Origin of the sequence: Streptomyces sp. NBC_00273 (genome assembly GCF_036178145.1) — a bacterium.
GTDB lineage: Bacteria > Actinomycetota > Actinomycetes > Streptomycetales > Streptomycetaceae > Streptomyces.
In genome coordinates this window covers 5,971,411-5,995,252 of the sequence record NZ_CP108067.1, presented here as the reverse complement: position 1 = coordinate 5,995,252, position 23,842 = coordinate 5,971,411, and the positions used below count along the sequence as shown (strand labels likewise).

At 71.7% G+C, this 23,842-nt stretch carries 20 protein-coding genes; 6 read left to right on the top strand and 14 right to left on the bottom strand.

Annotated elements, in window-relative coordinates; all coding sequences use genetic code 11:
* Nucleotides 1-40 precede the first annotated feature (40 nt).
* Nucleotides 41-1,765, top strand: a complete 1,725-nt coding sequence (locus tag OG386_RS26495; protein WP_328790199.1) for an LCP family protein — start codon at nt 41-43, stop codon at nt 1,763-1,765.
* Between the two features lie 81 nt (nt 1,766-1,846).
* Here OG386_RS26495 and OG386_RS26490 read toward each other — a convergent pair whose 3' ends face one another.
* A complete protein-coding gene (locus tag OG386_RS26490; protein ID WP_328790198.1) occupies nt 1,847-2,872 on the bottom strand; it encodes a glycosyltransferase family 2 protein in 1,026 nt (341 codons plus the stop codon).
* A 175-nt stretch (nt 2,873-3,047) separates the two neighbouring features.
* Here OG386_RS26490 and OG386_RS26485 point away from each other — a divergent pair, with 175 nt between their 5' ends.
* A complete protein-coding gene (locus tag OG386_RS26485) occupies nt 3,048-4,547 on the top strand; it encodes an LCP family protein (protein ID WP_328790197.1) in 1,500 nt (499 codons plus the stop codon).
* Nucleotides 4,548-4,552: 5 nt separating this feature from the next.
* Here OG386_RS26485 and OG386_RS26480 read toward each other — a convergent pair whose 3' ends face one another.
* On the bottom strand, nt 4,553-5,089 hold the full coding sequence (locus tag OG386_RS26480; RefSeq protein ID WP_030014427.1) for an acyl-CoA thioesterase: 537 nt from the start codon (nt 5,087-5,089) through the stop codon (nt 4,553-4,555).
* 267 nt (nt 5,090-5,356) lie between these two features.
* Here OG386_RS26480 and OG386_RS26475 point away from each other — a divergent pair, with 267 nt between their 5' ends.
* Nucleotides 5,357-6,676 (top strand): LCP family protein, encoded by a 1,320-nt coding sequence (locus OG386_RS26475; protein WP_328790196.1) that lies wholly within the window; start codon nt 5,357-5,359, stop codon nt 6,674-6,676.
* A 39-nt stretch (nt 6,677-6,715) separates the two neighbouring features.
* On the opposite strand, the gene OG386_RS26470 is transcribed toward OG386_RS26475, so the two are convergent.
* From OG386_RS26470 to OG386_RS26460, 3 genes are all read right to left on the bottom strand, one after another.
* Nucleotides 6,716-7,798 carry an NDP-sugar synthase gene (locus tag OG386_RS26470; protein WP_327385121.1) on the bottom strand — a complete coding sequence of 361 codons (1,083 nt, stop codon included), beginning with the start codon at nt 7,796-7,798 and terminating at the stop codon, nt 6,716-6,718.
* A gap of 104 nt (nt 7,799-7,902) precedes the next feature.
* Entirely contained in the window at nt 7,903-8,553 is a 651-nt protein-coding gene (locus OG386_RS26465; protein ID WP_328790195.1) for a hypothetical protein, read from the bottom strand.
* 126 nt (nt 8,554-8,679) lie between these two features.
* Nucleotides 8,680-9,852: an acyl-CoA dehydrogenase gene (locus OG386_RS26460; RefSeq protein WP_202201300.1), complete on the bottom strand. Its 1,173-nt coding sequence runs from the start codon at nt 9,850-9,852 to the stop codon at nt 8,680-8,682.
* A gap of 194 nt (nt 9,853-10,046) precedes the next feature.
* On the opposite strand from OG386_RS26460, the gene OG386_RS26455 reads away from it, so the two are divergent.
* Nucleotides 10,047-11,390, top strand: a complete 1,344-nt coding sequence (locus tag OG386_RS26455; RefSeq protein WP_328790194.1) for a UDP-glucose dehydrogenase family protein — start codon at nt 10,047-10,049, stop codon at nt 11,388-11,390.
* Between the two features lie 72 nt (nt 11,391-11,462).
* On the opposite strand, the gene OG386_RS26450 is transcribed toward OG386_RS26455, so the two are convergent.
* The 4 genes from OG386_RS26450 to OG386_RS26435 form a co-directional block, all read right to left on the bottom strand.
* Nucleotides 11,463-12,530, bottom strand: coding sequence for a membrane dipeptidase (locus tag OG386_RS26450; RefSeq protein WP_328790193.1), 1,068 nt, complete (start codon nt 12,528-12,530; stop codon nt 11,463-11,465).
* Between the two features lie 141 nt (nt 12,531-12,671).
* Complete coding sequence (locus tag OG386_RS26445; RefSeq protein ID WP_328790192.1) at nt 12,672-13,853, bottom strand: dipeptidase; 1,182 nt, start codon at nt 13,851-13,853, stop codon at nt 12,672-12,674.
* Entirely contained in the window at nt 13,850-14,383 is a 534-nt protein-coding gene (purE, locus tag OG386_RS26440; RefSeq protein WP_328790191.1) for a 5-(carboxyamino)imidazole ribonucleotide mutase, read from the bottom strand. The genes OG386_RS26445 and purE overlap by 4 nt, the downstream gene beginning before the upstream one ends.
* On the bottom strand, nt 14,380-15,519 hold the full coding sequence (locus OG386_RS26435) for a 5-(carboxyamino)imidazole ribonucleotide synthase (protein WP_443053200.1): 1,140 nt from the start codon (nt 15,517-15,519) through the stop codon (nt 14,380-14,382). Before OG386_RS26435 ends, purE begins: the two co-directional genes overlap by 4 nt.
* A 197-nt stretch (nt 15,520-15,716) precedes the next feature.
* On the opposite strand from OG386_RS26435, the gene OG386_RS26430 reads away from it, so the two are divergent.
* On the top strand, nt 15,717-16,253 hold the full coding sequence (locus OG386_RS26430) for a GtrA family protein (protein WP_328790190.1): 537 nt from the start codon (nt 15,717-15,719) through the stop codon (nt 16,251-16,253).
* Nucleotides 16,254-16,344: 91 nt separating this feature from the next.
* Here OG386_RS26430 and OG386_RS26425 read toward each other — a convergent pair whose 3' ends face one another.
* Both OG386_RS26425 and OG386_RS26420 read right to left on the bottom strand, forming a co-directional pair.
* Nucleotides 16,345-17,610, bottom strand: a complete 1,266-nt coding sequence (locus OG386_RS26425) for an ATP-binding protein (protein ID WP_328790189.1) — start codon at nt 17,608-17,610, stop codon at nt 16,345-16,347.
* 38 nt (nt 17,611-17,648) lie between these two features.
* Nucleotides 17,649-18,326 (bottom strand): response regulator transcription factor, encoded by a 678-nt coding sequence (locus tag OG386_RS26420; protein ID WP_030961403.1) that lies wholly within the window; start codon nt 18,324-18,326, stop codon nt 17,649-17,651.
* Between the two features lie 499 nt (nt 18,327-18,825).
* Here OG386_RS26420 and OG386_RS26415 point away from each other — a divergent pair, with 499 nt between their 5' ends.
* A complete protein-coding gene (locus OG386_RS26415; RefSeq protein ID WP_328790188.1) occupies nt 18,826-20,340 on the top strand; it encodes a peptide MFS transporter in 1,515 nt (504 codons plus the stop codon).
* 65 nt (nt 20,341-20,405) lie between these two features.
* Here OG386_RS26415 and OG386_RS26410 read toward each other — a convergent pair whose 3' ends face one another.
* The 3 genes from OG386_RS26410 to OG386_RS26400 are packed head-to-tail and all read right to left on the bottom strand — an operon-like array spanning nt 20,406 to nt 23,841.
* Entirely contained in the window at nt 20,406-21,713 is a 1,308-nt protein-coding gene (locus tag OG386_RS26410; RefSeq protein WP_328790186.1) for a hypothetical protein, read from the bottom strand.
* Nucleotides 21,714-21,727: 14 nt separating this feature from the next.
* A complete protein-coding gene (locus tag OG386_RS26405) occupies nt 21,728-22,828 on the bottom strand; it encodes a neocarzinostatin apoprotein domain-containing protein (RefSeq protein ID WP_328790185.1) in 1,101 nt (366 codons plus the stop codon).
* A complete protein-coding gene (locus OG386_RS26400) occupies nt 22,825-23,841 on the bottom strand; it encodes a COG1470 family protein (RefSeq protein WP_328790184.1) in 1,017 nt (338 codons plus the stop codon). The genes OG386_RS26405 and OG386_RS26400 overlap by 4 nt, the downstream gene beginning before the upstream one ends.
* Nucleotide 23,842 lies beyond the last annotated feature (1 nt).

Genomic DNA, 23,842 nt, shown 5'->3' with positions numbered 1-23,842 from the left:
CCGGCACTCTGTTGACCGAGAAGGATCTTGAGGGGGACGTGTGAGGCGCAGCAGCGTGCGAGGAGAGGGGGCGAACGCCCAAGCCGCCGGGGAGATATCCGGCGGCGGGGCGGGCGCGTCCGGCACGGTGCCCCCACAGCGGGGCGGCTCCAAGGCGGGTCGCCAGGAGACGGGTGGCGGCCCCGCCCGCAGACCGGGCAGGCGGCGCGTGCTGCGCTGGACGGCCTCCGTGCTGTCCCTGCTGATACTCGGGACGGCGGCCGCCGGATACCTGTACTACCGCCATCTGAACGGCAGCATCCAGACGGACGCGCTGAACCTCGGTGAGACCAAACTGGGCGGTTCCAAGCCCAACGCCTCCGGGCAGACTCCGCTGAACATCCTGCTGATCGGCTCCGACGCGCGCGACGACGCGGCGAACCAGGCCCTCGGCGGGGCCACGGACACCTTCGACGGCCCGCCGCTGGCGGACGTGCAGATGCTGCTGCACCTGTCCGCGGACCGCAGCAACATGTCGGTCGTCTCGATGCCGCGCGACACGATGCTGATGATGCCCAAGTGCACCGAGCCGGGCGGCAAGGTGCACGCCGCCAGCAAGGGCCTCGTGCAGACCAACGAGTCCCTGCAGCGCGGCGGCCCGGGCTGCACGGTCGCCACCTGGCAAGAGCTGACCAAGATCCCCATCGATCACTTCATGATGATCGACTTCAAGGGCGTGGTCTCGATGGCGGACGCCATCGGCGGCGTCCCGGTCTGCGTGGAGGAGAACGTCCACTCCCGCACCCGTGACGGCAAGGGCTCCGGCCTGAAGCTGCCCAAGGGCACGAGCGTCATCCAGGGCGAGCAGGCCCTGCAGTGGCTGCGCACCCGCTACGGCTTCGAGGACGGCACCGACATCGGCCGCACCCACGCCCAGCACCAGTACATGACGTCGATGTCCCGCGAGTTCCGCAAGAACGCCAAGCTCACCAACCCGGTGAAGCTCAACAGCCTGGCGCAGGCGGCGATCGAGGCCATGGTCGTGGATCCCGGGCTGAACAAGATCGACAAGCTGTACGACCTGAGCATGGAGCTCAAGAAGGTGCCCCCGGGCCGGATCACCATGACCACCATGCCGTGGGTCTACAGCACCAAGCCCGGCCTGGACGGCCGGGTCGAGCCCATGGCAGACGAGGCCGAGGCCGTGTTCCGGATGGTCCGCGAGGACATCGCCCTCGACGGCAAGGGCTCCGGGACCCCGGCGGAGGGTGCCTCACCGTCCCCGGGTGCTTCCGCGTCCGCGGGCACGCCGACGCCGGCCGCCCCGACCACGGCACCGACCACCGCCCCGACCACGGCACCGGCCGCGGCTCCCGCGAAGATCGCGGTCACCGTCCGCAACGCGACGAGCGGCAAGGCCGGCGCCGAGACCCGGGTCAAGAACCGGGCGAACGAGGTGGCCTCGCTGCTGACCGGCAAGGGCTTCACCAAGGCCACCGCCGACACCCAGACCGGCGCCGAGGACACCACGGTCGTCCGCTACGCCACGGACGCCCAGGCGGCCGACGCGGGCGTCGTGGCCGCCGCCCTGGGCCTGCCCGCCTCCTCGGTGCAGAAGTCCGAGGAGGTCTCCGGGATCACCCTGCTGGTCGGCAAGGACTGGCGGACCGGCAACGCGCCGGCCCCGCCGCCGCCCGCCCCGACCGTGGCCCCGACCTCGGCCCACGCGCTCAACGGCGACAACGAGGGAGCCTGCATGGCGATCCAGCCGGGCTTCACCTGGTAGCGCGCACGCGAGCACGCGAAAGGGGCCCGGCCCGGCGGTTGCGACGGTGCGCAACCTCCGGGCCGGGCCCCTTCGTACGTCTCAGACCTGCGAGGAGTCCCGCTGCACGGCCGGACGGCGGCTCGCGATGACCTTGTTCGCCAGGGCCCGCGGGCTGGTCAGGAAGCCGAAGCCCCAGGACAGGTGCATGGTCGCCAGGGCGACGGGGATCTGCGCCCGGGCCTTGATCCCGAGCCCCTTGCCCGCCGGTACGGAACCCGCGGTGATCGCCGCGAGGTAGCCGGCCGGGAGGGCGAAGCCCCACGGGGTGACGGTCGCGCCCACGACCACGCTCGCGGCGATCGCGCAGACGAGGGTCGGCGGGGCCAGGTAGCGCAGGTTGATGGAGCCCGAGTGGTAGCGGGCCACCACGTGCCGCCAGCGCCCGTAGTCCTTGTACTGCTTGGCCAGGGCCCGTACGGAGCGCCGCGGACGGTACTGGACCATCAGCTCCGGCGAGAACCAGATCAGACCGCCGGCCTCGCGGATGCGGAAGTTCAGCTCCCAGTCCTGGGCGCGGATGAACTCCTCGTTGTAGCCGTCCTGCTGTTCCAGCGCCTCGCGGCGGAAGACTCCGAGGTAGACGGTCTCGGCCGGCCCGGCCTGGCCGCCGGTGTGGAACGGCGCGTTGCCGACACCGATCTTCGAGGTCATCGCGGCGGCGACGGCCTCTTCCCAGGCGTTCTCGCCCTCGGCGTGCATGATGCCGCCGACGTTCTGGGCGCCGGTCTCCTCCAGGAGGCGCACGGCGGTGGCGATGTAGTTCGGCGAAAGCATGCCGTGGCCGTCGACGCGCACCACGATGGGGTGACGCGAGGCCTTGATGGCGGCGTTGAGCGCCGCCGGGGTCCGGCCGGTGGGGTTCGGGACGGTGTGGACTCGGGGATCCTCGGCGACGAGTTCGGCGGCGATCTCGTCGGTGCGGTCCGTGGACGGCCCGAGTGCGATCACCACCTCCATCTCGCCCGCGTAGTCCTGTTCCAGGATGTGACGGACGGAATCGCGGAGGTAGTGCTCCTCGTCGAGCACCGGCATGATCACCGAGACTGCGGGCTGCTGGGTGGGCATGTGGTCCTTCAAGGTCGGGTATCGGTGTCACGTTACCGCGTACGGGGGAACCGGGTGCGCGCCGAGCGACCGGTAAGGACAGCTGCTGATCGTATGGGCCTACTGTTCTGCCGAATCAGCCGATCCGGTCAGTGCCCCGGCCGGTCTCCCTGCTGCCCCCGCGGAGGTGTCCACCGTGCCCCAGCCGCACCGTCCCGCCCGTCCTGACGGGCCGCCCCGGCCGCAGCGCGTCCGACGCGGCGACGGCGGCCGCGCCCGGCACCGCGACGGGCGACCCCGGTGGGGAGTACGGCTCGCGGCCGGGCTGTCGGTGGTGGTGCTCGGCTCCGGGGCCGTCGGGCACGCCGTGATGACCGGTCTGGACACCGGGATCGACCGGGTGGACCCGTTCAAGGACATGAAGAACCGCCCGCAGGCCGGACACGGCCTCAACTTCCTGCTGGTGGGCACCGACGGGCGGGAGAAGGTCTCCCCGGAGGAGAAGCGCGAGTACCGCCTGGGCGGCGCGCCCTGCCACTGCACGGACACGATCATGCTGGTGCACCTGTCGGCCGACAAGGAGCGGGCCAGCGTGATCAGCCTGCCCCGCGACAGCTTCGCCGAGGTGCCCGCGCACCGGGACCTCGTCACCGGCAAGGCGCACAAGGCCCACCCCGTACGGCTGAACGCGGCGTACGCGGAGGGCGGGCCCAACCTGACCGTGCGGACCGTGGAGAACATGACCCGGGTGAAGATCGACCACTACCTGGAGGTCGACTTCACCAGTTTCATGAAGACGGTCGACGCGATGGGCGGTGTGGAGATCTGCACGGCCAAGACCATGCGGGACCGCAACACAGGACTCGACCTGCTGCCGGGCAACCACCGCCTCAGCGGCGGTCAGGCCCTGCAGTACGTGCGCTCGCGCCATGTCGACGGAGCCTCCGACCTAGGCCGGATGCAGCGCCAGCAGCGGTTCATCGCCGCCCTGATCAAGCAGGCGACCGGGGGCGGGGTGCTGCTGAACCCGGTGAAGTTCAAGGAGGTCAGCTCCACCCTCCTCGGGTCCGTCCGGGCCGACAAGGACTTCGGCTCGGAGCAGATGCTGGCCCTCGGGCAGGCGATGCGGGACTTCACCCCGTCCTCCTCGGAGTTCGCCTCGGTGCCCATCGGCAGCCCCTCCTTCCCCGTCAAGGGCATCGGGTCCACCGTGAAGTGGGACGAGCCGAAGGCGGCCAGGCTGTTCGAGGCGCTGCGCGAGGACCGGCCGCTCGCCCCCGCCCGGCCCGGGAAGGCCGGAGGCGGTCCGCCGGCGGCCGTGCCGGTGGACGTGCCCCCGCGCGAGGTCCGCGTCCAGGTGGAGAACGGCACCCGGATCGACGGAATGGGCGGCCGGGTGGACGCCGCGCTGCGCGCCACCGGCTTCGACACCACCCGGGCCCCGGGCAACGGGGCCAGCCGCGAGGTCAAGCGCACGGTGATCACGTACGACCCGCGCTGGGACCGCTCCGCCCGCTCGGTGGCGACCGCGCTGCCGGGCAGCGAGCTGCGGGCGGTGGCGGGCCAGGGACGGACGGTGGTGGTGATCGCGGGCGCGGACTACCGGAAGGTGGTGCCGGTCCGCGCCGAGGACCCCTACCGGGGCGCCTTCGGGGTGGTCACCGGCGACCAAGTGGTCTGCGGGAACGCCCCCTAGGGGCGTCAGTCGTCGAAGCCCTGGGCCGCCCGCTCCTCGCGCAGCGCCATGATCGCCTGGCGGCGGGCGAGCCGGTGGGTGCGGCGGATCTGGGCCTCCTGGTAGCGCCGCTCGTCCTGTTCCGTCTCCGGGAGGACGGGCGGGACCTCGCGGGGCTTGCCGTCGGCGTCGACCGCGGCGAAGACGAGGTAGGCGGTGCCGACCTGGGTGGCGGGAGTGGACTCGTTCCACCGCTCCGCGAGGACGCGTACGCCGATCTCCATGGAGGAGCGGCCGGTCCAGTTGCACTGGGCCTTCACGTGGACGAGGTCGCCCACGCGCACGGGCGCGAGGAAGGCCATCTCGTCCATGGAGGCGGTGACCGCCGGGCCGCCGGAGTGGCGGCCGGCCACGGCACCGGCCGCGTCGTCCACCAGCTTCATGATCACGCCGCCGTGCACCGTGCCGAGGAGGTTGGTGTCGTTGGCGGTCATGATGTGGCTGAGGGTCGTCCGGGAGGCTGCGGTGGGCTTCCCGGGCAGCTCGCCCGGTATCTGTGTCATACGGACACCTTAGGGGGTGTCCCGTCGATCGGGCCTGATCAGGCGGTGGTGCGCGGGCGTGCGCCCGCGAGGCCGAGGAGGGAGTCGACGCGGGGCGTCGGGGACCGAGGGGAAGGCGGCGGGCGGGCGTGGCGGACACCGCGAGGACGGCCCGCCCGGCAGGACGCCGTCGAGATGGCTCACGGAGGCATCAGCTCTGCAACAGCAGCGGAACGGAATGTGGACCGGGCTGTCGGAGCACGCACCCGGGCAGGCATTCTTGGGCGCATGAATGACTGGCCAGAAGGTCGTGACGACGCGTACGGGCGCGGCAGCGCGCAGCCGCAGCCCGAGGGCGTGCAGCGGATGCGGCACGTCCAGCGGCAGCAGCAGCCGCAGCAGCAGCCCCGGCCCGCGCAGCCCCCGCGCCCGCAGCGCCCGGCGGGCCCGCCGCCCGCGTACGGCGTACCCCCGCAGCAGGCGGGCGGCCACGACACCTACGGCGGTTACGACAGCGGCTACAACACCGGCCAGGTCTACGGGGCTCCGCAGGGCGGCGCTCCGGGCGGACCGGCGGGCCCCGGCGGGCCGTCCGGGCCCGGCCGCCCCGGGCGGGCGCCCGGTCCCGCGCCGGACTGGCGCAAGCGGATCAAGGTCGGCTCGATCGTGCTGGTCTCCGCGCTCCTCGTGACGTCCGTCGCCACGTACTTCTGGGCCGACTCCAAGGTGCGCCGCGAGGTGGACCTCTCCAAGGTCATCGAGCGCCCGAAGGAGGGCGACTGCACGACGTACCTGATCGTGGGCTCGGACAGCCGTGAGGGCATGTCCGACGAGGAGAAGAAGAAGCTCCACACGGGCTCGGCCGAGGGCAAGCGGACCGACTCGATGATGATCCTGGCGAAGTGCTCCAGCGGGAACACCATGATCTCGCTGCCGCGCGACTCGGACGTGGAGATCCCCTCCTTCGTCGGCTCCCAGTCCGGCAAGACGTTCCCCGCGCAGGGGCGGCGGGTCAAGCTCAACGCCGCGTACGCGGAGGACGGCCCCGAGCTGCTCGTGCGGACGGTGGAGCACAACACGGGCCTGCGCATCGACCACTACGCGGAGATCGGCTTCGCCGGCTTCGCGAACATCGTGGACGCGCTGGGCGGCGTGGAGCTGAACATCGAGGAGGGCTTCAAGGACGAGAAGTCGGGTGCCGACTTCAAGGCCGGCAAGCAGACCCTGAACGGCGAGCAGTCCCTGGCCTTCGTACGGACCCGGTACGCCTTCGCCGAGTCCGACCTCCAGCGGACGAAGAACCAGCAGAAGTTCCTGTCGGCGCTGGCCAGCCAGGCCGCGACGCCGTCGACGATCCTCAACCCGTTCGCGCTCTACCCGATGCTGGGTGCGGGCCTGGACACCCTCGTCGTGGACAAGGACATGGGCCTGTACGACATGGGCCAGATGTTCTTCGCGATGAAGGGCGTCAACGGCGGTGACGGCGTGTCGATGAACATGCCGATCTCCGGCCAGCGCGGCGGCAACCTCGTCTGGGACAAGGCGAAGGTGCAGCAGCTGGTGAAGCAGATCCAGAACGACGAGAAGGTCACCGTCCGCGGCAACTGACGGCAGCGCGCCCGGACCGCGCGCTGCCCGCTCCCCGGATCAGGCGTCCGGGGAGAAGCGGATGGCGGCGGCGGGCAGCTGCGCGTCGCACCACACGCGGGCGCCGCCGCGCAGTTCGTTGTCGGCCCCCACGGTGGCGCCGTCGCCGATGACGACGGCGTCGAGGACGGTCCGCGCGCCGACCGCGGCGCGGGCGCCGATCAGGCTGGCGTTCACCTGGGCGTCCGGGCCGATGACGGCGTCGTCGAGGACGATGGAGCCCTGGACGACCGCTCCGGCCCCGATCCGGGCGCCCGCGCCCACGACGGTGCCCCCCGACAGCTTGGCGCCGGCGGCCACCTCGGCGCCGGGCAGGACCAGGGACTCGCCGCGGCGGCCGGGGACGGCCGGGGAGGAGACCACGCCGCGTACGAGGTCGGCGGAGGCCTGGATGATCGACTCGGGCTTGCCGAGGTCCATCCAGTAGGTGTTCTCGGTGACGCCGTGCAGCTTGGCCCCGGCGGCGAGCAGGCCGGGGAAGGTCTCGCGCTCGACGGAGACCGGGCGGCCGGCCGGGATGGAGTCGATCACGCTGCGGCGGAAGACGTAGCAGCCGGCGTTGATCTGGTCGGTGATGATCTCCTCGGGGGTCTGCGGCTTCTCGGTGAAGGCCAGCACCCGCCCCTCGGAGTCGGTGGGGACCAGGCCGAAGGCGCGCGGGTCTTCGACCCGGACCAGGTGCAGGGAGACGTCGGCGTCGGCCGCCTCGTGCGACTCGACCAGCCCGGCGATGTCCAGGCCGGTGAGGATGTCGCCGTTGAAGACGAGGACGGAGGAGTCCGGGCCGCCGGTCAGGCGCTCTCCGGCGTTGCGGATGGCGCCGCCGGTCCCGAGCGGCTCGTCCTCGACCACGTATTCGAGGCTGAGGCCGAAGTCGGATCCGTCGCCGAAGTAGGGCTCGAAGACCTCGGCGAGGTAGCAGGTGGCCATCACGATGTGCGTGACACCGGCGGCGGCGGCCCTGGCTATCTGGTGGGCGAGGAACGGGACACCGGCCGTGGGGACCATCGGCTTGGGCGTGTTCACCGTCACGGGTCGCAGGCGCGTCCCTTGTCCGCCGACCAGCAGGATCGCTTCCGTCATTGCGTTCTCCCCAACCGATTCCGGCGTACGAAGGTCCAAATTTAGCCCATGCGGGTACCCCCCACGGGCGATGTGTGCGTCCGCCTGCACCGCAGGCCAGGGCCTCAGGCGGCGAACGGGTTCGCGTGGCCGGGCAACTGCTGCCCCGGGCGCAGGAACCGCTGCCTGCCCTGCTCGTCGCGCACCGCGAAGAACCCGGCTTCCGTCAGGCGTCGGGCCAGCTTCTCCCGGTGGATCTGACCCGCCTTCAGCGCCACGGTCAGGATCACCAGGAGGCTCCCGCCGGAGGCGACCGCCTCGACCAGCGGGCCGGTGGCGAGCTGGAGCGCTGTCACGAGCACGCAGGCGAGGTAGCACAGCACCATCTGGCCCCGGCTGGTGACGAAGCGGGCCGCGAGGTCGAAGGCGATGAGGTCCTTCAGCACGGCCACGGCGCCGGCCGCCTCGGGGACGGGCTTCAGCGACCCCGGTTCCAGCCCCGGCACCGTCCCGCCGATCCCCGCCCGCGGATGGGCGGTGAGGGTGGCCGCCTCGCGGGAGCGCGCCTCGGGGCTCGGGTCCCGGTACATCCGCAGGAGGATCTGCGCGTCCTTGTACCCGGTCGCGTGCGCCGAGCCGTACGCGTAGCCGTACTGCTCCGCCGCGTACGCGAGGGCGGCCGCCTTCGGGCGGGAACCCTGCGGGCCGATCTCGATGACGTCCTGCTGCCGGGCGATCTGTCGGAGCATGCCCGATATCTGACGTTCTGTAGACATCCTGCTCCCCCCTGAACCCCGCCCCCGGGGCCGACCGGCGCACAGCCTAGGGTGCGCCGCCGGCCACCTCGCACGCGGCCCCCGGGCATGCGCCGGGAGCCACGCGTTTCGGCGGGGGTGGGGCCGCTACGGCAGGTTGCGGGCCATGACGATCCGCTGGACCTGGTTGGTGCCCTCGTAGATCTGGGTGATCTTGGCATCGCGCATCATGCGCTCCACCGGGTAGTCGCGGGTGTAGCCGTAGCCGCCGAGGAGCTGGACGGCGTCCGTGGTGACCTCCATGGCCACGTCGGAGGCGAAGCACTTGGCCGCGGCACCGAAGAAGGTCAGGTCCTCCTTGTCGCCTCCGGCGGAGACGCGCTCGGACTTCGCGGCGGCCGAGTAGGTCAGCTGGCGGGCGGCCTCGATCTTCATGGCCATGTCCGCGAGCATGAACTGCACGCCCTGGAAGTCGCCGATCGGCTTGCCGAACTGCTTGCGCTCCTGGACGTAGCCCTTGGCGTAGTCCAGGGCGCCCTGGGCGATGCCGAGCGCCTGGGCCGCGATGGTGATGCGGGTGTGGTCCAGGGTCTTCATCGCGGTGGCGAAGCCGGTGCCCTCGGCGCCGATCATGCGGTCGGCCGGGATCCGCACGTTGTCGAGGTAGACCTCGCGCGTCGGGGAGCCCTTGATGCCGAGCTTCTTCTCCGGGGCACCGAAGGACACGCCCTCGTCGGACTTCTCGACGACGAAGGCGCTGATGCCCTTGGAGCGCTTCTCCGGGTCGGTGACGGCCATGACCGTGTAGTACTCGGAGACGCCCGCGTTGGTGATCCAGCGCTTGACGCCGTTGAGCACCCAGAAGTCCCCGTCGCGCACGGCGCGGGTCTTCATGCCGGCGGCGTCGGAGCCCGCGTCCGGCTCGGAGAGCGCGTACGAGAACATCGCGTCGCCCTTGGCCAGCGGGCCGAGGTACTTGGCCTTGAGCTCCTCGGAACCGGAGAGGATCACCGGGAGCGAGCCGAGCTTGTTCACGGCCGGGATGAGGGAGGAGGAGGCGCAGACGCGGGCCACTTCCTCGATCACGATCACGGTGGCGAGGGCGTCGGCACCCGCGCCGCCGTAGGTCTCGGGAACGTGGACGGCGTGCAGGTCGCTGGAGACCAGGGCGTCCAGGGCCTCCTGCGGGAAGCGGGATTCCTCGTCGACCGCGGCGGCGAACGGCAGGATCTTCGCCTCGGCGAGCGAGCGGACCGACTCGCGGAGCATGTCGTGCTCCTCGGCCGGGCGGTACAGGTCGAAGTCGGCAGAACCCGCCAAGATCTCTCACTCCCCAGGGTGATGCGTGATGCTAACTACCGTTAAGTAACCCAAGCCTAGTGGTCCGGTCACGGATGGCGATATGGACGGACCACGTGAGATGGGTGACAGCGGCGGTCTCCTGGGGAACGTCCCCGCTGGTGGGCCCGACTATGCTCAGTGGCCGCAAACGGCCCCGCACCTCTGGAGCACCCATGGCCCCCCTCAAGATCACTGTGATCGGCACCGGATACCTCGGTGCGACCCACGCAGCCGCGATGGCGGAGCTGGGATTCGAGGTGCTGGGGCTGGACGTGGTGCCCGAGAAGATCGAGATGCTGGCCTCGGGCCGGGTCCCGATGTACGAGCCCGGGCTGGAGGAACTGCTGGCCAAGCACGTGGCCGGACTGCCGGGCTCGACCGGCCGGCTGCGCTTCACTACCTCCTACGAGGAGGTCGGCGCCTTCGGCGACGTCCACTTCGTCTGCGTGAACACCCCGCAGAAGCACGGCGAGTACGCCTGCGACATGTCCTACGTGGACTCCGCGATGGCCTCGCTGGCCCCGTACCTGACGCGGCCGGTCCTGGTGGTCGGCAAGTCCACGGTGCCGGTGGGCTCGGCGGAGCGGCTCGCGGTGAAGCTCGCGGAGCTGGCCCCGGCGGGCGCGGACGTGGAGCTGGCCTGGAACCCGGAGTTCCTGCGGGAGGGCTTCGCGGTGGAGGACACCCTGCACCCCGACCGGATCGTGATCGGCGTCCAGGGCGAGCGCGCCGAGAAGCTGCTGCGGGAGGTGTACGAGACGCCGATGTCGGAGGGCACCCCGCTGGTGATCACCGACTTCCCGACCGCGGAGCTGGTGAAGACCGCTGCGAACTCCTTCCTCGCGACGAAGATCTCCTTCATCAACGCGATGGCGGAGGTGTGCGAGGCCGGCGGCGGCGACGTGGTCAAGCTGGCCGAGGCCATCGGCTACGACGAGCGGATCGGCGCGAAGTTCCTGCGCGCCGGGATCGGCTTCGGCGGCGGCTGCCTGCCCAAGGACATCCGGGCCTTCATGGCGCGCGCCGGTGAGCTGGGCGCCGACCAGGCACTCACCTTCCTGCGCGAGGTCGACTCCATCAACATGCGGCGCCGCGGGCACATGGTCGAGCTGGCCCGGGACGCCGTGGGCGGTTCCTTCCTCGGCAAGCGGGTCGCCGTGCTCGGAGCCACCTTCAAGCCGGACTCCGACGACGTACGGGACTCCCCCGCGCTGAACGTGGCCGGGCAGATCCACCTCCAGGGCGGCCAGGTCACCGTCTACGACCCCAAGGGCATGGACAACGCCCGCCGCGTCTTCCCGACCCTCGGCTACGCGGACTCCGCGCTGGCGGCGGCCCGGGGCGCGGAGGTCGTCCTGCACCTCACCGAGTGGCGCGAGTTCCGTGACCTCGACCCGGCGGAGCTGGCCGGCGTGGTGACCGACCGCCTCGTCCTGGACGGCCGCAACGCGCTGGACCCGGTGCGGTGGCGTGCCGCGGGCTGGACGTACCGGGCGATGGGTCGCCCGCGGGCCTGAGCGTTCACCAGTGCGGCGCCGTTGCCGGGGCTCCGCCCCGGACCCCGCGCCTCAAACGCCGGCGGGGCTGATTTAGCGGCGGTGGGCGGCGGCGCGGGAGGTGAACTCCGCGTCGCGCAGGACGCGCTGGGCGTTGCCCCAGGTCAGCAGGGCCACCTCGGATTCCGGCCAGCCGCGCTCCAGGAGTTCCGCGATGAGCCGCGGATAGCCCGAGGGGTCGGTCAGGCCCGTCGGGCGGGGGTGGCCCGGTCCGGTGCCGAAGGTGGCGCCGAGTCCGACGCCGTGCGGGCCCGCGATGGCCCGTACGTGGTCCAGGTGGTCCGCCACCGCGTGCAGGGAGTCCCCGGTGCGCGCGGTGTCGAAGGTGACCATCGCCAGGCCGTTCGCCTCCCGCAGCACGGCCAGGACCTCGTCGGTCACGTTCCCCGGATGCGGGTTCAGCGAGGCCGCCCCCGTGTTCGAGATGATCACCGGCGCCTTCGAGGCCCCCGCGACCCGGCAGGCGACCGCCGACGCACAGCCCGTGAGGTCCAGCAGGATCGCCAGCCGGTTCGCCTCGCGGACCACCTCGTGGCCGAAGGCCGTCAACTCCTCCTGCGCCCAGGGCGCACCCGCGGGCGCGAGGATCCGTACGCCCAGCGCGTGGAAAGCACGCAGTGCGCCCAGCGATCCGGTCAGCGTGCGGCCGGGCACCGGGCCCAGGAACGAGGCGATGCGGCCCCGGTTGCGGGCGTCCGCCAGGTCGTCGGCGCTGAGGGCCAGGCAGAGGCTGTTCGGGTAACTGCGCATCAGGGTCAGCGCCGTGTCGATCTGGTCCAGCGTGTCGGAGAGCACCTGGTCACCGGGGGCGTCCTCGTGCGCCCGCCCCGACGGCACGAGCAGGGACCAGAACTGGGCCCCCACTCCCCCGGCGCGCAGCCGCGGGATGTCCGTGTCCACACCCGTGTCCGAGGTATCGATGTCGTGGTACGGGCTCTGGTGCAGCGTGCGGACCAGGGTGTTGCACCCGTCGACCACGGGATGGACGGCCAGCAGCGCGACGGCCCGGTCGAGGGCGCCCGCCGCCACCGCTGCCGCGGGTGCGGGGAGGTCTTCGGCTCCGATGCCCACGGAGTTGGGTTCATCCTGCAGGTCGGCCATGGCGTTCGCTCCGGTCTCGGCGGCAGCAGGGAAGAGGTGGTGCCACCGTGACACGCGGGACGGCAGGGCCGCCCGGCGGACGCAGCGTTCGAGTGACCCCGCAGGTCGCCCTGTCACCGCGCCCGCCGGGCACCGCTTCCGCTACCGGATCACCGCGTTCGACGGGCCCCGGGAGGCCGACAGGTCGCGGGACACCGACTCCGCGTCGCGCAGCACCCGTACCGCGTTGGTCCAGGTCAGCTTCGCCAGATCGGCCTTGGACCAGCCGCGCGCGAGCAGCTCGGCGACGAGGTTCGGGTAACCCGCCACGTCGTCCAGGCCGGACGGGGTGAAGGCCGTGCCGTCGTAGTCCCCGCCGATGCCGATGTGGTCGATGCCGGCCACCTCGCGCATGTGGTCCAGGTGGTCGGCCACCGTCGCGGCCGTGGCCACCGGGCGCGGGCGCCCCTCCTCGAAGGCCCGGTGCAGGGCCATGGCCTCGGGGGTGGTGTCCAGGTGGTGGAAACCGTGCGCCCGCAGGTTCTCGTCCGCGGCCAGGGTCCACTCGACGGCTGCCGGGAGGATGAACTTCGGCACGAAGGTGGCCATGGCCACCCCGCCGTTGCCCGGCAGCGTCGCGAGCACGTCGTCGGGGATGTTGCGGGGGTGGTCGCAGACCGCCCGCGCCGAGGAGTGCGAGAACACCACCGGCGCGGCCGAGACCGCGATCGCGTCCCGCATCGTCGTCGCCGCGACGTGCGAGAGGTCCACCAGCATGCCGACCCGGTTCATCTCGCGGACGACCTCGCGGCCGAAGTCGGTCAGGCCGCCGTGCCGGGGCTCGTCGGTCGCCGAGTCCGCCCAGTCGATGTTGTCGTTGTGCGTGAGCGTCATGTACCGCACGCCCAGCTGGTGCAGGGCGCGCAGGGTGGCCAGCGAGTTGTTGATGGAGTGGCCGCCCTCGGCACCCATCAGCGAGGCGATCCGGCCGTCGGCGCGGGCCGCCTCCATGTCGTCCGCCGTCAGCGCCCGCACGAGGTCGCCGGGATAGCGGTCGATCAGCTGGGCGACGACGTCGATCTGCTCCAGGGTGGCGCTGACCGCCTCGTCACCGGCGTAGTCGGAACGCACGTAGACGGACCAGAACTGCGCGCCGACCCCGCCGGCGCGCAGCCGCGGGATGTCGGTGTGCAGGTGGGCGGACTGGTCGCCCGCGATGTCCCGTCGCGCCAGGTCGTAACGCACCTGCTCGCGCAGCGCCCAGGGCAGGTCGTTGTGGCCGTCCACGACGGGGTGTTCGGCCAGCAGCTCGCGCGCCTCGTCCAGACGCTGCGCCGCGCTCACTTTCCGAACCCGAAGGACTCCGCGTTCGCGACCTTCGTACGCAGCCGCTTGCCCTTCTCGGTGGCCTGGTCGTTGAGCTCCTGCAGAAAGTCGTTCATCCGGACCAGCAGCTCCGGGTCGTGGGCGGCCAGCATCCGTACGGCCAGCAGGCCCGCGTTGCGCGCCCCGGCGACCGAGACGGTGGCGACGGGAACCCCCGCGGGCATCTGGACGATCGACAGCAGCGAGTCCATGCCGTCGAGGTACTTCAGCGGCACCGGCACGCCGATGACCGGCAGCGGGGTGACCGAGGCGAGCATGCCGGGCAGGTGGGCGGCGCCGCCCGCACCCGCGATGATCGCCTTCAGGCCGCGGTCCGCGGCCCGCTCCCCGTACGCGATCATCTCGCGCGGCATCCGGTGGGCGGACACGACGTCGACCTCGTAGGGGATCTCGAACTCGTCGAGGGCCTGGGCGGCCGCCTCCATGACGGGCCAGTCCGAGTCGGAGCCCATGACGATGCCGATGACGGGGGCTGCGGTGGTGCTCATGCGGTGACCGTTCCTCTGAGGTAATCGGCAGCGTGACGTGCGCGCTCCAGCACATCGTCCAGGTCGTCGCCGTAGGTGTTGACGTGGCCGACCTTGCGACCGTGTTTCACGTCCTTGCCGTACATATGGATCTTGAGCTGGGGGTCGTGGGCCATGCAGTGCAGGTACGCCGCGTACATGTCGGGGTAGTCCCCGCCCAGCACGTTCGCCATGACCGTCCACGGGGCGCGGGGGCGCGGGTCGCCCAGCGGAAGGTCCAGGACCGCGCGCACGTGGTTGGCGAACTGCGAGGTCACGGCCCCGTCCTGGGTCCAGTGGCCGCTGTTGTGCGGACGCATCGCCAGCTCGTTGACCAGGATCCGGCCGTCGGTGGTCTCGAACAGCTCAACGGCCAGGTGGCCGGTCACGCCGAGTTCCTTGGCGATGCGCAGGGCGAGGGCCTGGGCCTCGCCCGCGAGGGCCTCCGAGAGGTTCGGGGCCGGGGCGATCACCGTGTCGCAGACCCCGTCCACCTGACGGGACTCGACGACGGGGTAGGCCACTGCCTGGCCGTGCGGGGAGCGGACGATGTTGGCCGCGAGCTCGCGGACGAAATCGACCTTCTCCTCCGCGAGGACCGGGACGCCCGCATTGAAGGGGGCCGCCGCGTCCTCGGGGGTGCGGACGAACCACACCCCCTTGCCGTCGTACCCGCCCCGCACGGTCTTGAGGATGACGGGGAACCCGCCGACCTCTTCCGCGAAGGCGGCCACGTCCTCCGGACCGCTCACGATCCGGTGGCGGGGGCTGGGCGCGCCGATCTCGTCGAGCTTGGCGCGCATCACCCCCTTGTCCTGGGCGTGTACCAAAGCGTCGGGCCCCGGGCGGACGGGGATGCCGTCCGCTTCCAGGGCCCGAAGGTGCTCCGTGGGTACATGCTCGTGGTCGAAGGTGATCACGTCACAGCCGCGCGCGAAGGCGCGCAACGTCTCCAGGTCGCGATAGTCGCCGATGACGACGTCGCTCACGACCTGGGCCGCCGAGTCCTGCGGGGTGTCACTGAGGAGCTTGAATCTGATGCCGAGGGGGATGCCCGCCTCGTGGGTCATGCGGGCGAGCTGGCCGCCGCCGACCATACCGACTACCGGGAACGTCACTCCTCCAGGGTATCCGCCGGTATTCGGCCATCGGGACCCGCATGGATACGGCCCTGGCCCGATCCCCCCGTGTGCCGTGCGTCGCAGGGTGCGGGAAGGCACAGACGTAGCACAGGGGGGACACTTAGCATGGGTGGGTTGACGGAGAACACCGGACGCCCCGTAAGCGGGCGGTGACCGACAGGACTGACCTACTGATGAGCACGCCTGGCGGATCTGTCGTCGAACGTGTACGCGGCCTCGTACGAGAGGTGGCCAAGTTCGGGGCGGTCGGCGGTCTGGGTGTCCTGGTCAACTTGGGTGTCTTCAACCTGATCCGCAACACCACCGACCTCCAGGTGGTGCGCGCGAGCGTGATAGCCACCGTCGTGGCCATCGCCACGAACTACATCGGCTTCCGCTACTTCGCCTACCGGGACCGCGCCCAGAGCGGCCGTACCCGCGAGCTGGTCCTGTTCGCCGCGTTCAGCGGCATCGGCCTGGTCATCGAGAGCGGTGTGCTCTACACCGCCACCTACGGGTTCGGCTGGGACGGCCCGCTCGCCAGCAACGTGTTCAAGTTCATCGGCATCGGGACCGCCACCGTGTTCCGCTTCTGGTCGTACCGGACGTGGGTCTTCAAGGCCCTGCCCGCGCCGGCGGAGCCGGCCGAGCCGATGCCGGAGCCGGCGCCCCTGCCGAAGCCGGACCGCAGGCCGGAGCCGATCCCCGAGCCGGCACCCGCGAACAACTAGTACCGCTCGGTGCCGCCGCTCGGTGCCGCCGGCCCCTAGGCCCTGTCGTCAAAGTCCCGTCGGGCCCGCGACGCCACTTTGACGACAGGACCTAGCGGACCGTGGCCTGCGGTTCGGCCCGTTCCGGCGCCGTCCGGCTGAGGAACAGCGCGAACACCGGCGGCTGCGTCTGGAGCAGCTCCAGGCGTCCGCCGTCCGCCTCCGCGAGGTCCCTGGCCACCGCGAGGCCGATCCCGGTGGAGTTGCGGCCGCTGATGGCCCGCTCGAAGATCCGGTTGCCGAGGTCCGGCGGGACGCCCGGTCCCTCGTCCGTGACCTCCAGCACCGCCTGGTTGCCGATCACCCGGGTGCGCAGCGCGACGGTCCCGCCGCCGTGCATCAGGGCGTTCTCCACCAGGGTGGCCAGCACCTGCGAGACCGCGCCCGGGGTGCCGACGGCCCGCACGCCCTGGCGTCCGGAGCGCACGATGGCCCGGCCCGCGCTGCGGTAGGCCGGCCGCCACTCCTCGACCTGCTGCTTGACGACCTCGTCCAGGTCGAAGGGGACCGCCGAGCCGGTCCGCGGGTCCCGCGAGTTCGTGAGCAGCCGCTGCACCACGTCCGTGAGCCGCTCCACCTGGGTCAGGGCGATCGTCGCCTCCTCCCGCACGGTCGCCAGGTCGTCGGTGACCGTGATCTCCTCCAGCCGCATGGAGAGGGCGGTGAGCGGGGTGCGCAGCTGGTGGGAGGCGTCCGCGGCCAAGCGCCGCTCGGCCGTCAGCATCCGGCCGATCCGCTCGGCGCTGGAGTCCAGCACGTCCGCGACCCGGTCCAGCTCGGGGACCCCGTACCGCTTGTGCCGGGGCCGCGGGTCGCCCGATCCGAGCCGCTCCGCCGTCTCGGCGAGGTCGGTGAGCGGGGAGGCCAGCCGGTTGGCCTGCCGTACGGCGAGCAGGACGGCCGCCACGACGGCCAGCAGGGCCACCGCGCCGACCACGGCCAGGGTCCGCCCGACCTCGCGGGTCACGGTCGAGCGGGACTCCTCGACGACCACGACCTCGCCCTGCTCCCCGCGGGCGGTGCCGCGCATCACGCCGTCGGGGATCGCGGCGCCCACGTTCACGGCCGGCTGGCCGGGGACGGTGATCCGCGCGTGGTGGCCGGCGTCCAGTTGCTCGCCGAGGGCCACGGGGTCGATCGGCTTCTTCTCCAGGACGTTCGCCTCGACGATGCCCACGAGCCGCAGCGCCTCGGACTCGATGCGGTCCTGGGCGCTGCTGGTGATGGTCCGGGTCTCCACGATGACGAGGGAGACCCCGAAGACGGCGATCACGACGAGCACCACGGCGAGCGTGGAGTTGATGAGGCGGCGGCGCATGCCCTAGAGCATGCCCCAGGTGGGGCCGGAGGAGGCGGTCAGCTCTTCTCGAAGCGGAAACCGACGCCCCGCACGGTGGCGATGTAGCGGGGGTTGGCGGCGTCGTCGCCCAGCTTCTTGCGCAGCCAGGAGATGTGCATGTCGAGGGTCTTGGTGGAGGACCACCAGGTGGTGTCCCAGACCTCGCGCATGAGTTGGTCGCGGGTGACGACCCGGCCCGCGTCGCGGACCAGGACCCGCAGCAGGTCGAACTCCTTGGCCGTGAGCTGGAGCTCCTCCTCCCCCATCCAGGCCCGGTGCGATTCGACGTCGATCCGCACGCCGTGGGTGGCGGGGGGCTGGGCGGCCTCGGTGGCGCCGCGCCGGAGCAGGGCCCGGACCCGGGCGAGCAGTTCGGCCAGTCGGAAGGGCTTGGTCACGTAGTCGTCGGCGCCGGCGTCCAGGCCGACGACCGTGTCGACCTCGTCCGCCCGGGCGGTGAGGACCAGGATCGGGAAGCCGTGGCCCTCGGCGCGCAGCCGACGGGCGACCTCCAGGCCGTCCATGCCCGGCAGGCCCAGGTCGAGGACGACGAGGTCGACGCCGCCCTGAAGTCCCGCGTCCAGGGCGGTGGGGCCGTCCTCCCGGACCTCGACCTCGTACCCCTCCCGGCGCAGGGCGCGGGCCAGGGGTTCCGAGATGGATGCGTCGTCCTCGGCGAGCAGTACACGCGTCATGTGGGTGATGGTAGTCCGCGGCGGCTGAAACCAGGGGCCCCCGGGAAGACCCCTCTCTATCTGGGCTTATGAACTACTAAGCGCCTTCGAATATGGTCGAACGGTTCCCGACGCGCCTTGTGATCCATCTCTCAAGTCCTTTCATATGCCGCAGTGTCGTGTCGTATGGTGGCGAGACGCCTGATGCAATACCTCAGGGACCTTTGTGCCGAAAAGCAGCACAAAGGTCTCTATTTCTGTCCTGAACCGGACGGGCAGTCCCCTCAGGGGCCCACCCGGCCCGTCTTGACGACAGTGAATGACCTGTTGGCCGGGCCCCTCGCGTGATGACCGCGCGGGAGGGCGTGGATCCCGGTTACGGATGTCCTTCCGCCCCCCATCCCCGTGGGGCGGGCCCCGAGGCGTGGGGTGGGAGATCCGTCCGCCGGTGCCGGCCACCCCCCACCGGGCGCGGATGAGCTCACGAAGCCGATGCGTCCCGAGCAAGCAAGGATCGACCATGGCTTCCAGCCTGACGACGGCTTCTCCGAGCCCCGCTCACGAGAAGACCCTCCTCGGCCACCCGATCGGCCTGGCCACGCTGTTCATGACCGAGATGTGGGAGCGCTTCTCCTACTACGGCATGCGTGCGCTTCTCGTCCTGTACTTGGTCTCCGGCGGTGCGGACGCCGCGACCGGGAGCCAGGGCGGTGGCTTGGGCTTCAAGATGGGTGTCGCCACAGCGATCTACTCCGTCTACGTGGCCATGGTCTACCTGATGGCCATGCCCGGCGGCTGGTTCGGCGACCGCGTCTGGGGCGCCCGCAAGACCGTCACCATCGCCAGCTTCGTGATCATGGCTGGTCACGTGGCGCTGGCACTGCCCGGCCAGATCTCGTTCTTCGCGGGTCTGCTGCTGGTCGCGGTCGGCTCCGGTCTGCTGAAGGCCAACATCTCCACGATGGTCGGCCACCTGTACGCCGGTCCGGACGACCCGCGCCGCGACGGCGGCTTCACGCTCTTCTACATCGGCATCAACCTGGGCGCCTTCGGTGCTCCTTGGGTCATCGGCATCGTCGGTGAGACCGTCAGCTGGCACCTCGGCTTCCTGCTCGCAGCCATCGGCATGGCCATCGGTCTGGCCGTGTTCCTGATCTTCGGCCGCACGCTGAGCCCGACCAGCAGCGTCGTCCCGAACCCGCTGACGGCCCCCGAGCGCAACAGCCTCGTCGTCAAGATCGTCGCCGCCGTGGCGATCATCGGCGCCTTCTACGGCACCGTGGTCGCGCTGGGCATGTTCACCATCAACTGGGCGCTGTACCCGATCACGATCGCCGGTCTGGTCATCCCGGTCACCGTGCTGGTGCGCATCAAGCGCGACAAGGCCCTGTCGGGTCCCGAGCAGTCCAAGATGTCCGCGTACATCTGGTTCTTCGTCGCCGCCGCCGCGTTCTGGATGATCTACGACCAGGGTGGCTCGACGCTCTCCCTGTTCGCCGACAACAGCACCGGCTCGATCTTCGGCTGGACCCCCTCCACCGTCCTGTACCAGGCGCTGAACCCGCTGTTCGTCATGGCGCTCGCCCCGCTCTTCGCCTGGGCGTGGCTGTGGCTGGCCCGCAAGAACCAGGAGCCGAACACCATCGTGAAGTTCGCGATGGCCCTGGTCCTGGTCGGCGCGTCCTTCTTCATCTTCATCATCCCGATGAGCATGGCGGGCGACGGCACCAAGGTGTCGCCGATGTGGCTCGTCTCGATCTACATGATCCAGACCATCGCCGAGCTGTGCCTCTCCCCGGTCGGCCTCTCGGTCACCACCAAGATGGCGCCGCAGAAGTACGCCTCCCAGATGATGGGCGTCTGGTTCCTCGCGGTCACCGCCGGTGACTGCACCACCGGTCTGCTCGCGCTGGCCGGCGTGGACCTCAACGGCACGCTCATCATCGGTCTGCAGGCCGCCGCGGCAGTGCTCGCGGGTGTCGCGGTCTACATGTACCGCAAGAACGTCCAGGCCATGATGGGCAACGTGCACTGACGCACACCGGCGCACGGCAACGGAACGGCCCGGCACACCGCAAGGTGTGCCGGGCCGTTCGCGTGTCAGCGGGTGCCGCGCAGGCGGCCCCACGGGGTGAAGGTGAACACCGCGCCGCCGAGCAGGATCACCGTGCCGGCGACCAGGGCCAGGGCCTTGATGCCGCCCTCGTCCTCCGCACCGGTCTCGGCGAGGCCGCCCGAGGTGCTGCTGCCGGTGGTGCTGGTCGAGGAGCCGGAGCCGCCCGGCTGCGCGGCGGTGTCCAGTTCCAGCGAGACCCCGCTGCTCGTCGCCTTGCAGGGGACGTTGATCGGGGTGGCGCCGGGGGCCATCGTGACGTCGATCGTCAGCTGGTCCGGGCTCAGCGTGACCTTGCCGCTCTTGCCGGGCTTGTAGGTGCCCGTCATGTCGCTGAGGCTGACCGGGGCCTTGTCCGGGATCGGCTCCGCGTTGGCCGGGCCGGAGACCTTGACCGTGCCGCTGTCCGCCCCGCCGAGCTTCACGTCCATCGAGGGCTTGAGCGCTCCCGCGGGCAGGGCCATGGGCGCCGCCATCGCACCCTTGGCGGTCTTGACCGTCAGGTCGTAGCTGCCGCCGTTCTTCTTCGCGTTGATGGTGACCGGGGTCTTGATGCCCCCCGGGACGACCGGACCGCAGTCGAAGGCCACCTCGACCGCCTTGCCCGGGAAGTCGGTCTGGCCGCCTCCGCCGCCGGTGGTGGAGCCGCCGGTGGTGGAGCCTCCGCCGGTGGTGGAGCCTCCGCTGGTGGTGGAGCCTCCGGTGGTGGAGCCTCCGGTGGTCGTGGAGCCGCCCGTGGTGGTGCCACCGGTCGTCGTCCCGCCGCTGGAGCCGGCCGCCACGTCGATGGTGGCCCCGACGCCCACGCTGCCGGTCGGGGCGCACTTGGTGACGAACGTGCCGAAGGAGAAGGTGACGGCCACGTCGTACTTGCCGGGGGTCAGTGTGGTCTTCCCGGCCTTGGTGAGCTTCAGCTTGCCCTTCATCACGGACATCACCATGGGCGCCTTCTTCGGGATCGGCGGGTTCTTCTTCTCCCCGACGACCTTCAGCTCACCCCCGCCGCCGCCCACGGTGATCCAGCCGGTGGGCTGGACCGCGTCCTGCGGGATGTCCATCAGGTCCGTGTTGTTCGAGGCCGGCTTCACCGTCTCCCAGGACACGTCGACCTCGTCGCCGACCTTCGCCGAGGCGGGAGCGGTGACCTTGGCGGTGGTCTCCCCCTCCACCGGACTGCCGCCCCCTGCCGGGGGAACGCACTTGACGTTGAACTTGGTCTCCGCGGCCTGGGCGGGAGTGGCTCCGATGGCGATACCGGCGCCGCCGAGCAGCAGCGCGATCACGGCCGCGCTCACCCTCCGTTGGGTTTTCACGAATGTCCCTTCGTCGTCGAACGGTTCTCAGACGGTGCGGACGCCTGTGGTGCTGTGCCCGGCGTGCTGTCCGGGGTGAACCACGGCAGGGCCGCCGTGGTGGTCTGGGGGGACTGCTCCGGGCGGTCGGGGCCCGGGGCCGGCTCGGGGGGCCGCAGGGCCCCGATCCTCGGCAGCCGGGCCGTCACGGCGGAGGCCGCCGCCGCGGGACCCGTACCGCGGTGACGGCCGGCGGCGGGCGCGGCGCGCGGCCGGACCCGGTCGACGATCGCCATGCCGATGCGGAAGACCGCGGCCGGGATCACCAGCAGGAGCAGGCCCCAGAAGAGCAGCACCCCGTACGGGCGGTCCACGCCCCAGGGCTGCGCGGCCACCACGGTCTCGCCGTACTTGAGGGAGATCGTGTAGTCGCCGTGGGCGCCGGCGGCGAGGCCCACGTCGAGCGCGATCTCGGCCTTGCCGCCGGGCGGGATGGTGCCCTTCCAGCGGGCTTCCTCCCACAGCGGGGCGAACACCCCGTGCGCGGTTCCGAGCTGGAAGACCGGGTCCTTGACCGGGACCGGGCCGAGATTGCCGACGGTGACCTTGAACTTCCGGGCGGGCGGGGCGCCGAACCAGGTCAGCACCCCGTCCTCGCCCTCCAGCCGGACCCCGGTGAGCATCGCGAGGCGGGCCGTACCGGATTCGGCGGGCAGCTCGGCGACCGGGTGGTCGGTGATCTTCAGGGGGGTCGCGACGGTGGACTGGTCACCGTTGACGGAGGTGACGTTGACGATGCAGGGGCACGGCTTGGGCGGTGCCACCACGGGCAGCTGGGCGGTGAAGCGGCCGTCGCCGCCGACCGAGACGGCGGCGCCGTCGGCGTTGGCGCAGCTGTTGGTGCCGCCGATCATGTTCTGGCCGCAGACCAGCAGCATCACCAGCGTCTTGGCCGGCCAGCCGGTACCGGTGACGGTGATCCCGGTGCCCTTGGCGGCCTCCTGGAGCGAGAGCGCCACGGCCGGCTTCCCCTCGGCGGCCGCGGCCGGGCCCGTGGGGAACAGGGCGAGGGCGCACACCGCCAACCCCGCGGCCAGCAGGGCTCCGACTCTTCTCACCTGGCGGCTCCCGTCAGTTCGTGGTGCGGTGCAGGGTTCGTCGGTCCGGCCTCGGGCGGCGCGTCCGGGTCCGGGTCCGGACCCGGTAGGGGCCGCCGCCTGCCGCGTACGAGGTGCAGCGCGGCGGCGGTGGCCGCCCCGAGGCCGAGCAGGCCGGCCCCGGTCCAGCCGGCCGGGCCCCGGGGGACGAGCCAGCGCGAGCCGGTGGCCACCGCGCGGGCGCCGCCGGGGGCGGTCACGGTGAGGGTGACGCGGACCCGGTCGAGGGCCGGGGCGCCGGGCCAGGGCTCGGTGAGCTCCACCCGCTGGCCGGGGAGCAGTTCCACCGGCAGGGTGCGGCCGCGGGGCGGGTCGGACACCTCGCCGAGGAGGGCCTCGGCACTGATCCGGAGGTCGGGGACGAGGGCCACGTTGCCGCGGTTGACGAGGGTGTAGGCGATGACGGCGGCCGGACCCCGGCCCCGTACGGCGACGTCCTCGACCGTGAGGGCGGCCAGGGAGGGGCCGCCGACCCGCAGGTGGACCCGTACTCCGACCTCGTGGCCGCCCTCGGTGGCGATCACGGCGGCGGGGTGGTCGCCGGGCGGGGACGCGGGCGGCACGGTGAGGGTGAAGGGCACCACGGCGCGGGTGCGGGGCGGGACCTTCACGGTGGTGGCGGCCCCGAAGCTGATCCAGGAACCGGCCCCCGTGGCGCCGGTAGCCCCGGCAGCGGGCGCCGCCGGGCGGACCGCGAAGGCGCCGTCGGCCGTGTTGTAGGCGTCGGCCCCGCGCAGCGTGACGGTGCGCTCCTGGTCGGTGGTGTTGGCCAGGGCGAGGCGGTCCTCCAGCACGGTGCCGGCGGCACCGGCCAGGTAGAAGTACGGGCGGACGGTGGCCGCGGCTCCGGCGGCGGGCTCGGCGGTCCAGCCCGGCTCGTCGGCGGCAGCGGGGTGCGCGGGAGCCGCGTACAGCGTGGCGGCGGCGAGCAGCAGGACGGCTCCGGCGCGCCTCAGGGTGTGGAGCACGTGCATG

Bases quoted from the DNA above. Each gene is read 5' to 3' on its own strand.
- OG386_RS26470 (WP_327385121.1), bottom strand. From the start codon at position 7,798: ATGACGGAAGCGATCCTGCTGGTCGGCGGACAAGGGACGCGCCTGCGA.
- OG386_RS26425 (WP_328790189.1), bottom strand. From the start codon at position 17,610: ATGCGCCGCCGCCTCATCAACTCCACGCTCGCCGTGGTGCTCGTCGTG.
- OG386_RS26420 (WP_030961403.1), bottom strand. From the start codon at position 18,326: ATGACGCGTGTACTGCTCGCCGAGGACGACGCATCCATCTCGGAACCC.
- OG386_RS26455 (WP_328790194.1), top strand. From the start codon at position 10,047: ATGGCCCCCCTCAAGATCACTGTGATCGGCACCGGATACCTCGGTGCG.
- OG386_RS26415 (WP_328790188.1), top strand. From the start codon at position 18,826: ATGGCTTCCAGCCTGACGACGGCTTCTCCGAGCCCCGCTCACGAGAAG.
- OG386_RS26430 (WP_328790190.1), top strand. From the start codon at position 15,717: ATGAGCACGCCTGGCGGATCTGTCGTCGAACGTGTACGCGGCCTCGTA.
- OG386_RS26490 (WP_328790198.1), bottom strand. From the start codon at position 2,872: ATGCCCACCCAGCAGCCCGCAGTCTCGGTGATCATGCCGGTGCTCGAC.
- purE (WP_328790191.1), bottom strand. From the start codon at position 14,383: ATGAGCACCACCGCAGCCCCCGTCATCGGCATCGTCATGGGCTCCGAC.
- OG386_RS26465 (WP_328790195.1), bottom strand. From the start codon at position 8,553: ATGTCTACAGAACGTCAGATATCGGGCATGCTCCGACAGATCGCCCGG.
- OG386_RS26475 (WP_328790196.1), top strand. From the start codon at position 5,357: ATGAATGACTGGCCAGAAGGTCGTGACGACGCGTACGGGCGCGGCAGC.
- OG386_RS26400 (WP_328790184.1), bottom strand. From the start codon at position 23,841: ATGCACGTGCTCCACACCCTGAGGCGCGCCGGAGCCGTCCTGCTGCTC.
- OG386_RS26450 (WP_328790193.1), bottom strand. From the start codon at position 12,530: ATGGCCGACCTGCAGGATGAACCCAACTCCGTGGGCATCGGAGCCGAA.
- OG386_RS26480 (WP_030014427.1), bottom strand. From the start codon at position 5,089: ATGACACAGATACCGGGCGAGCTGCCCGGGAAGCCCACCGCAGCCTCC.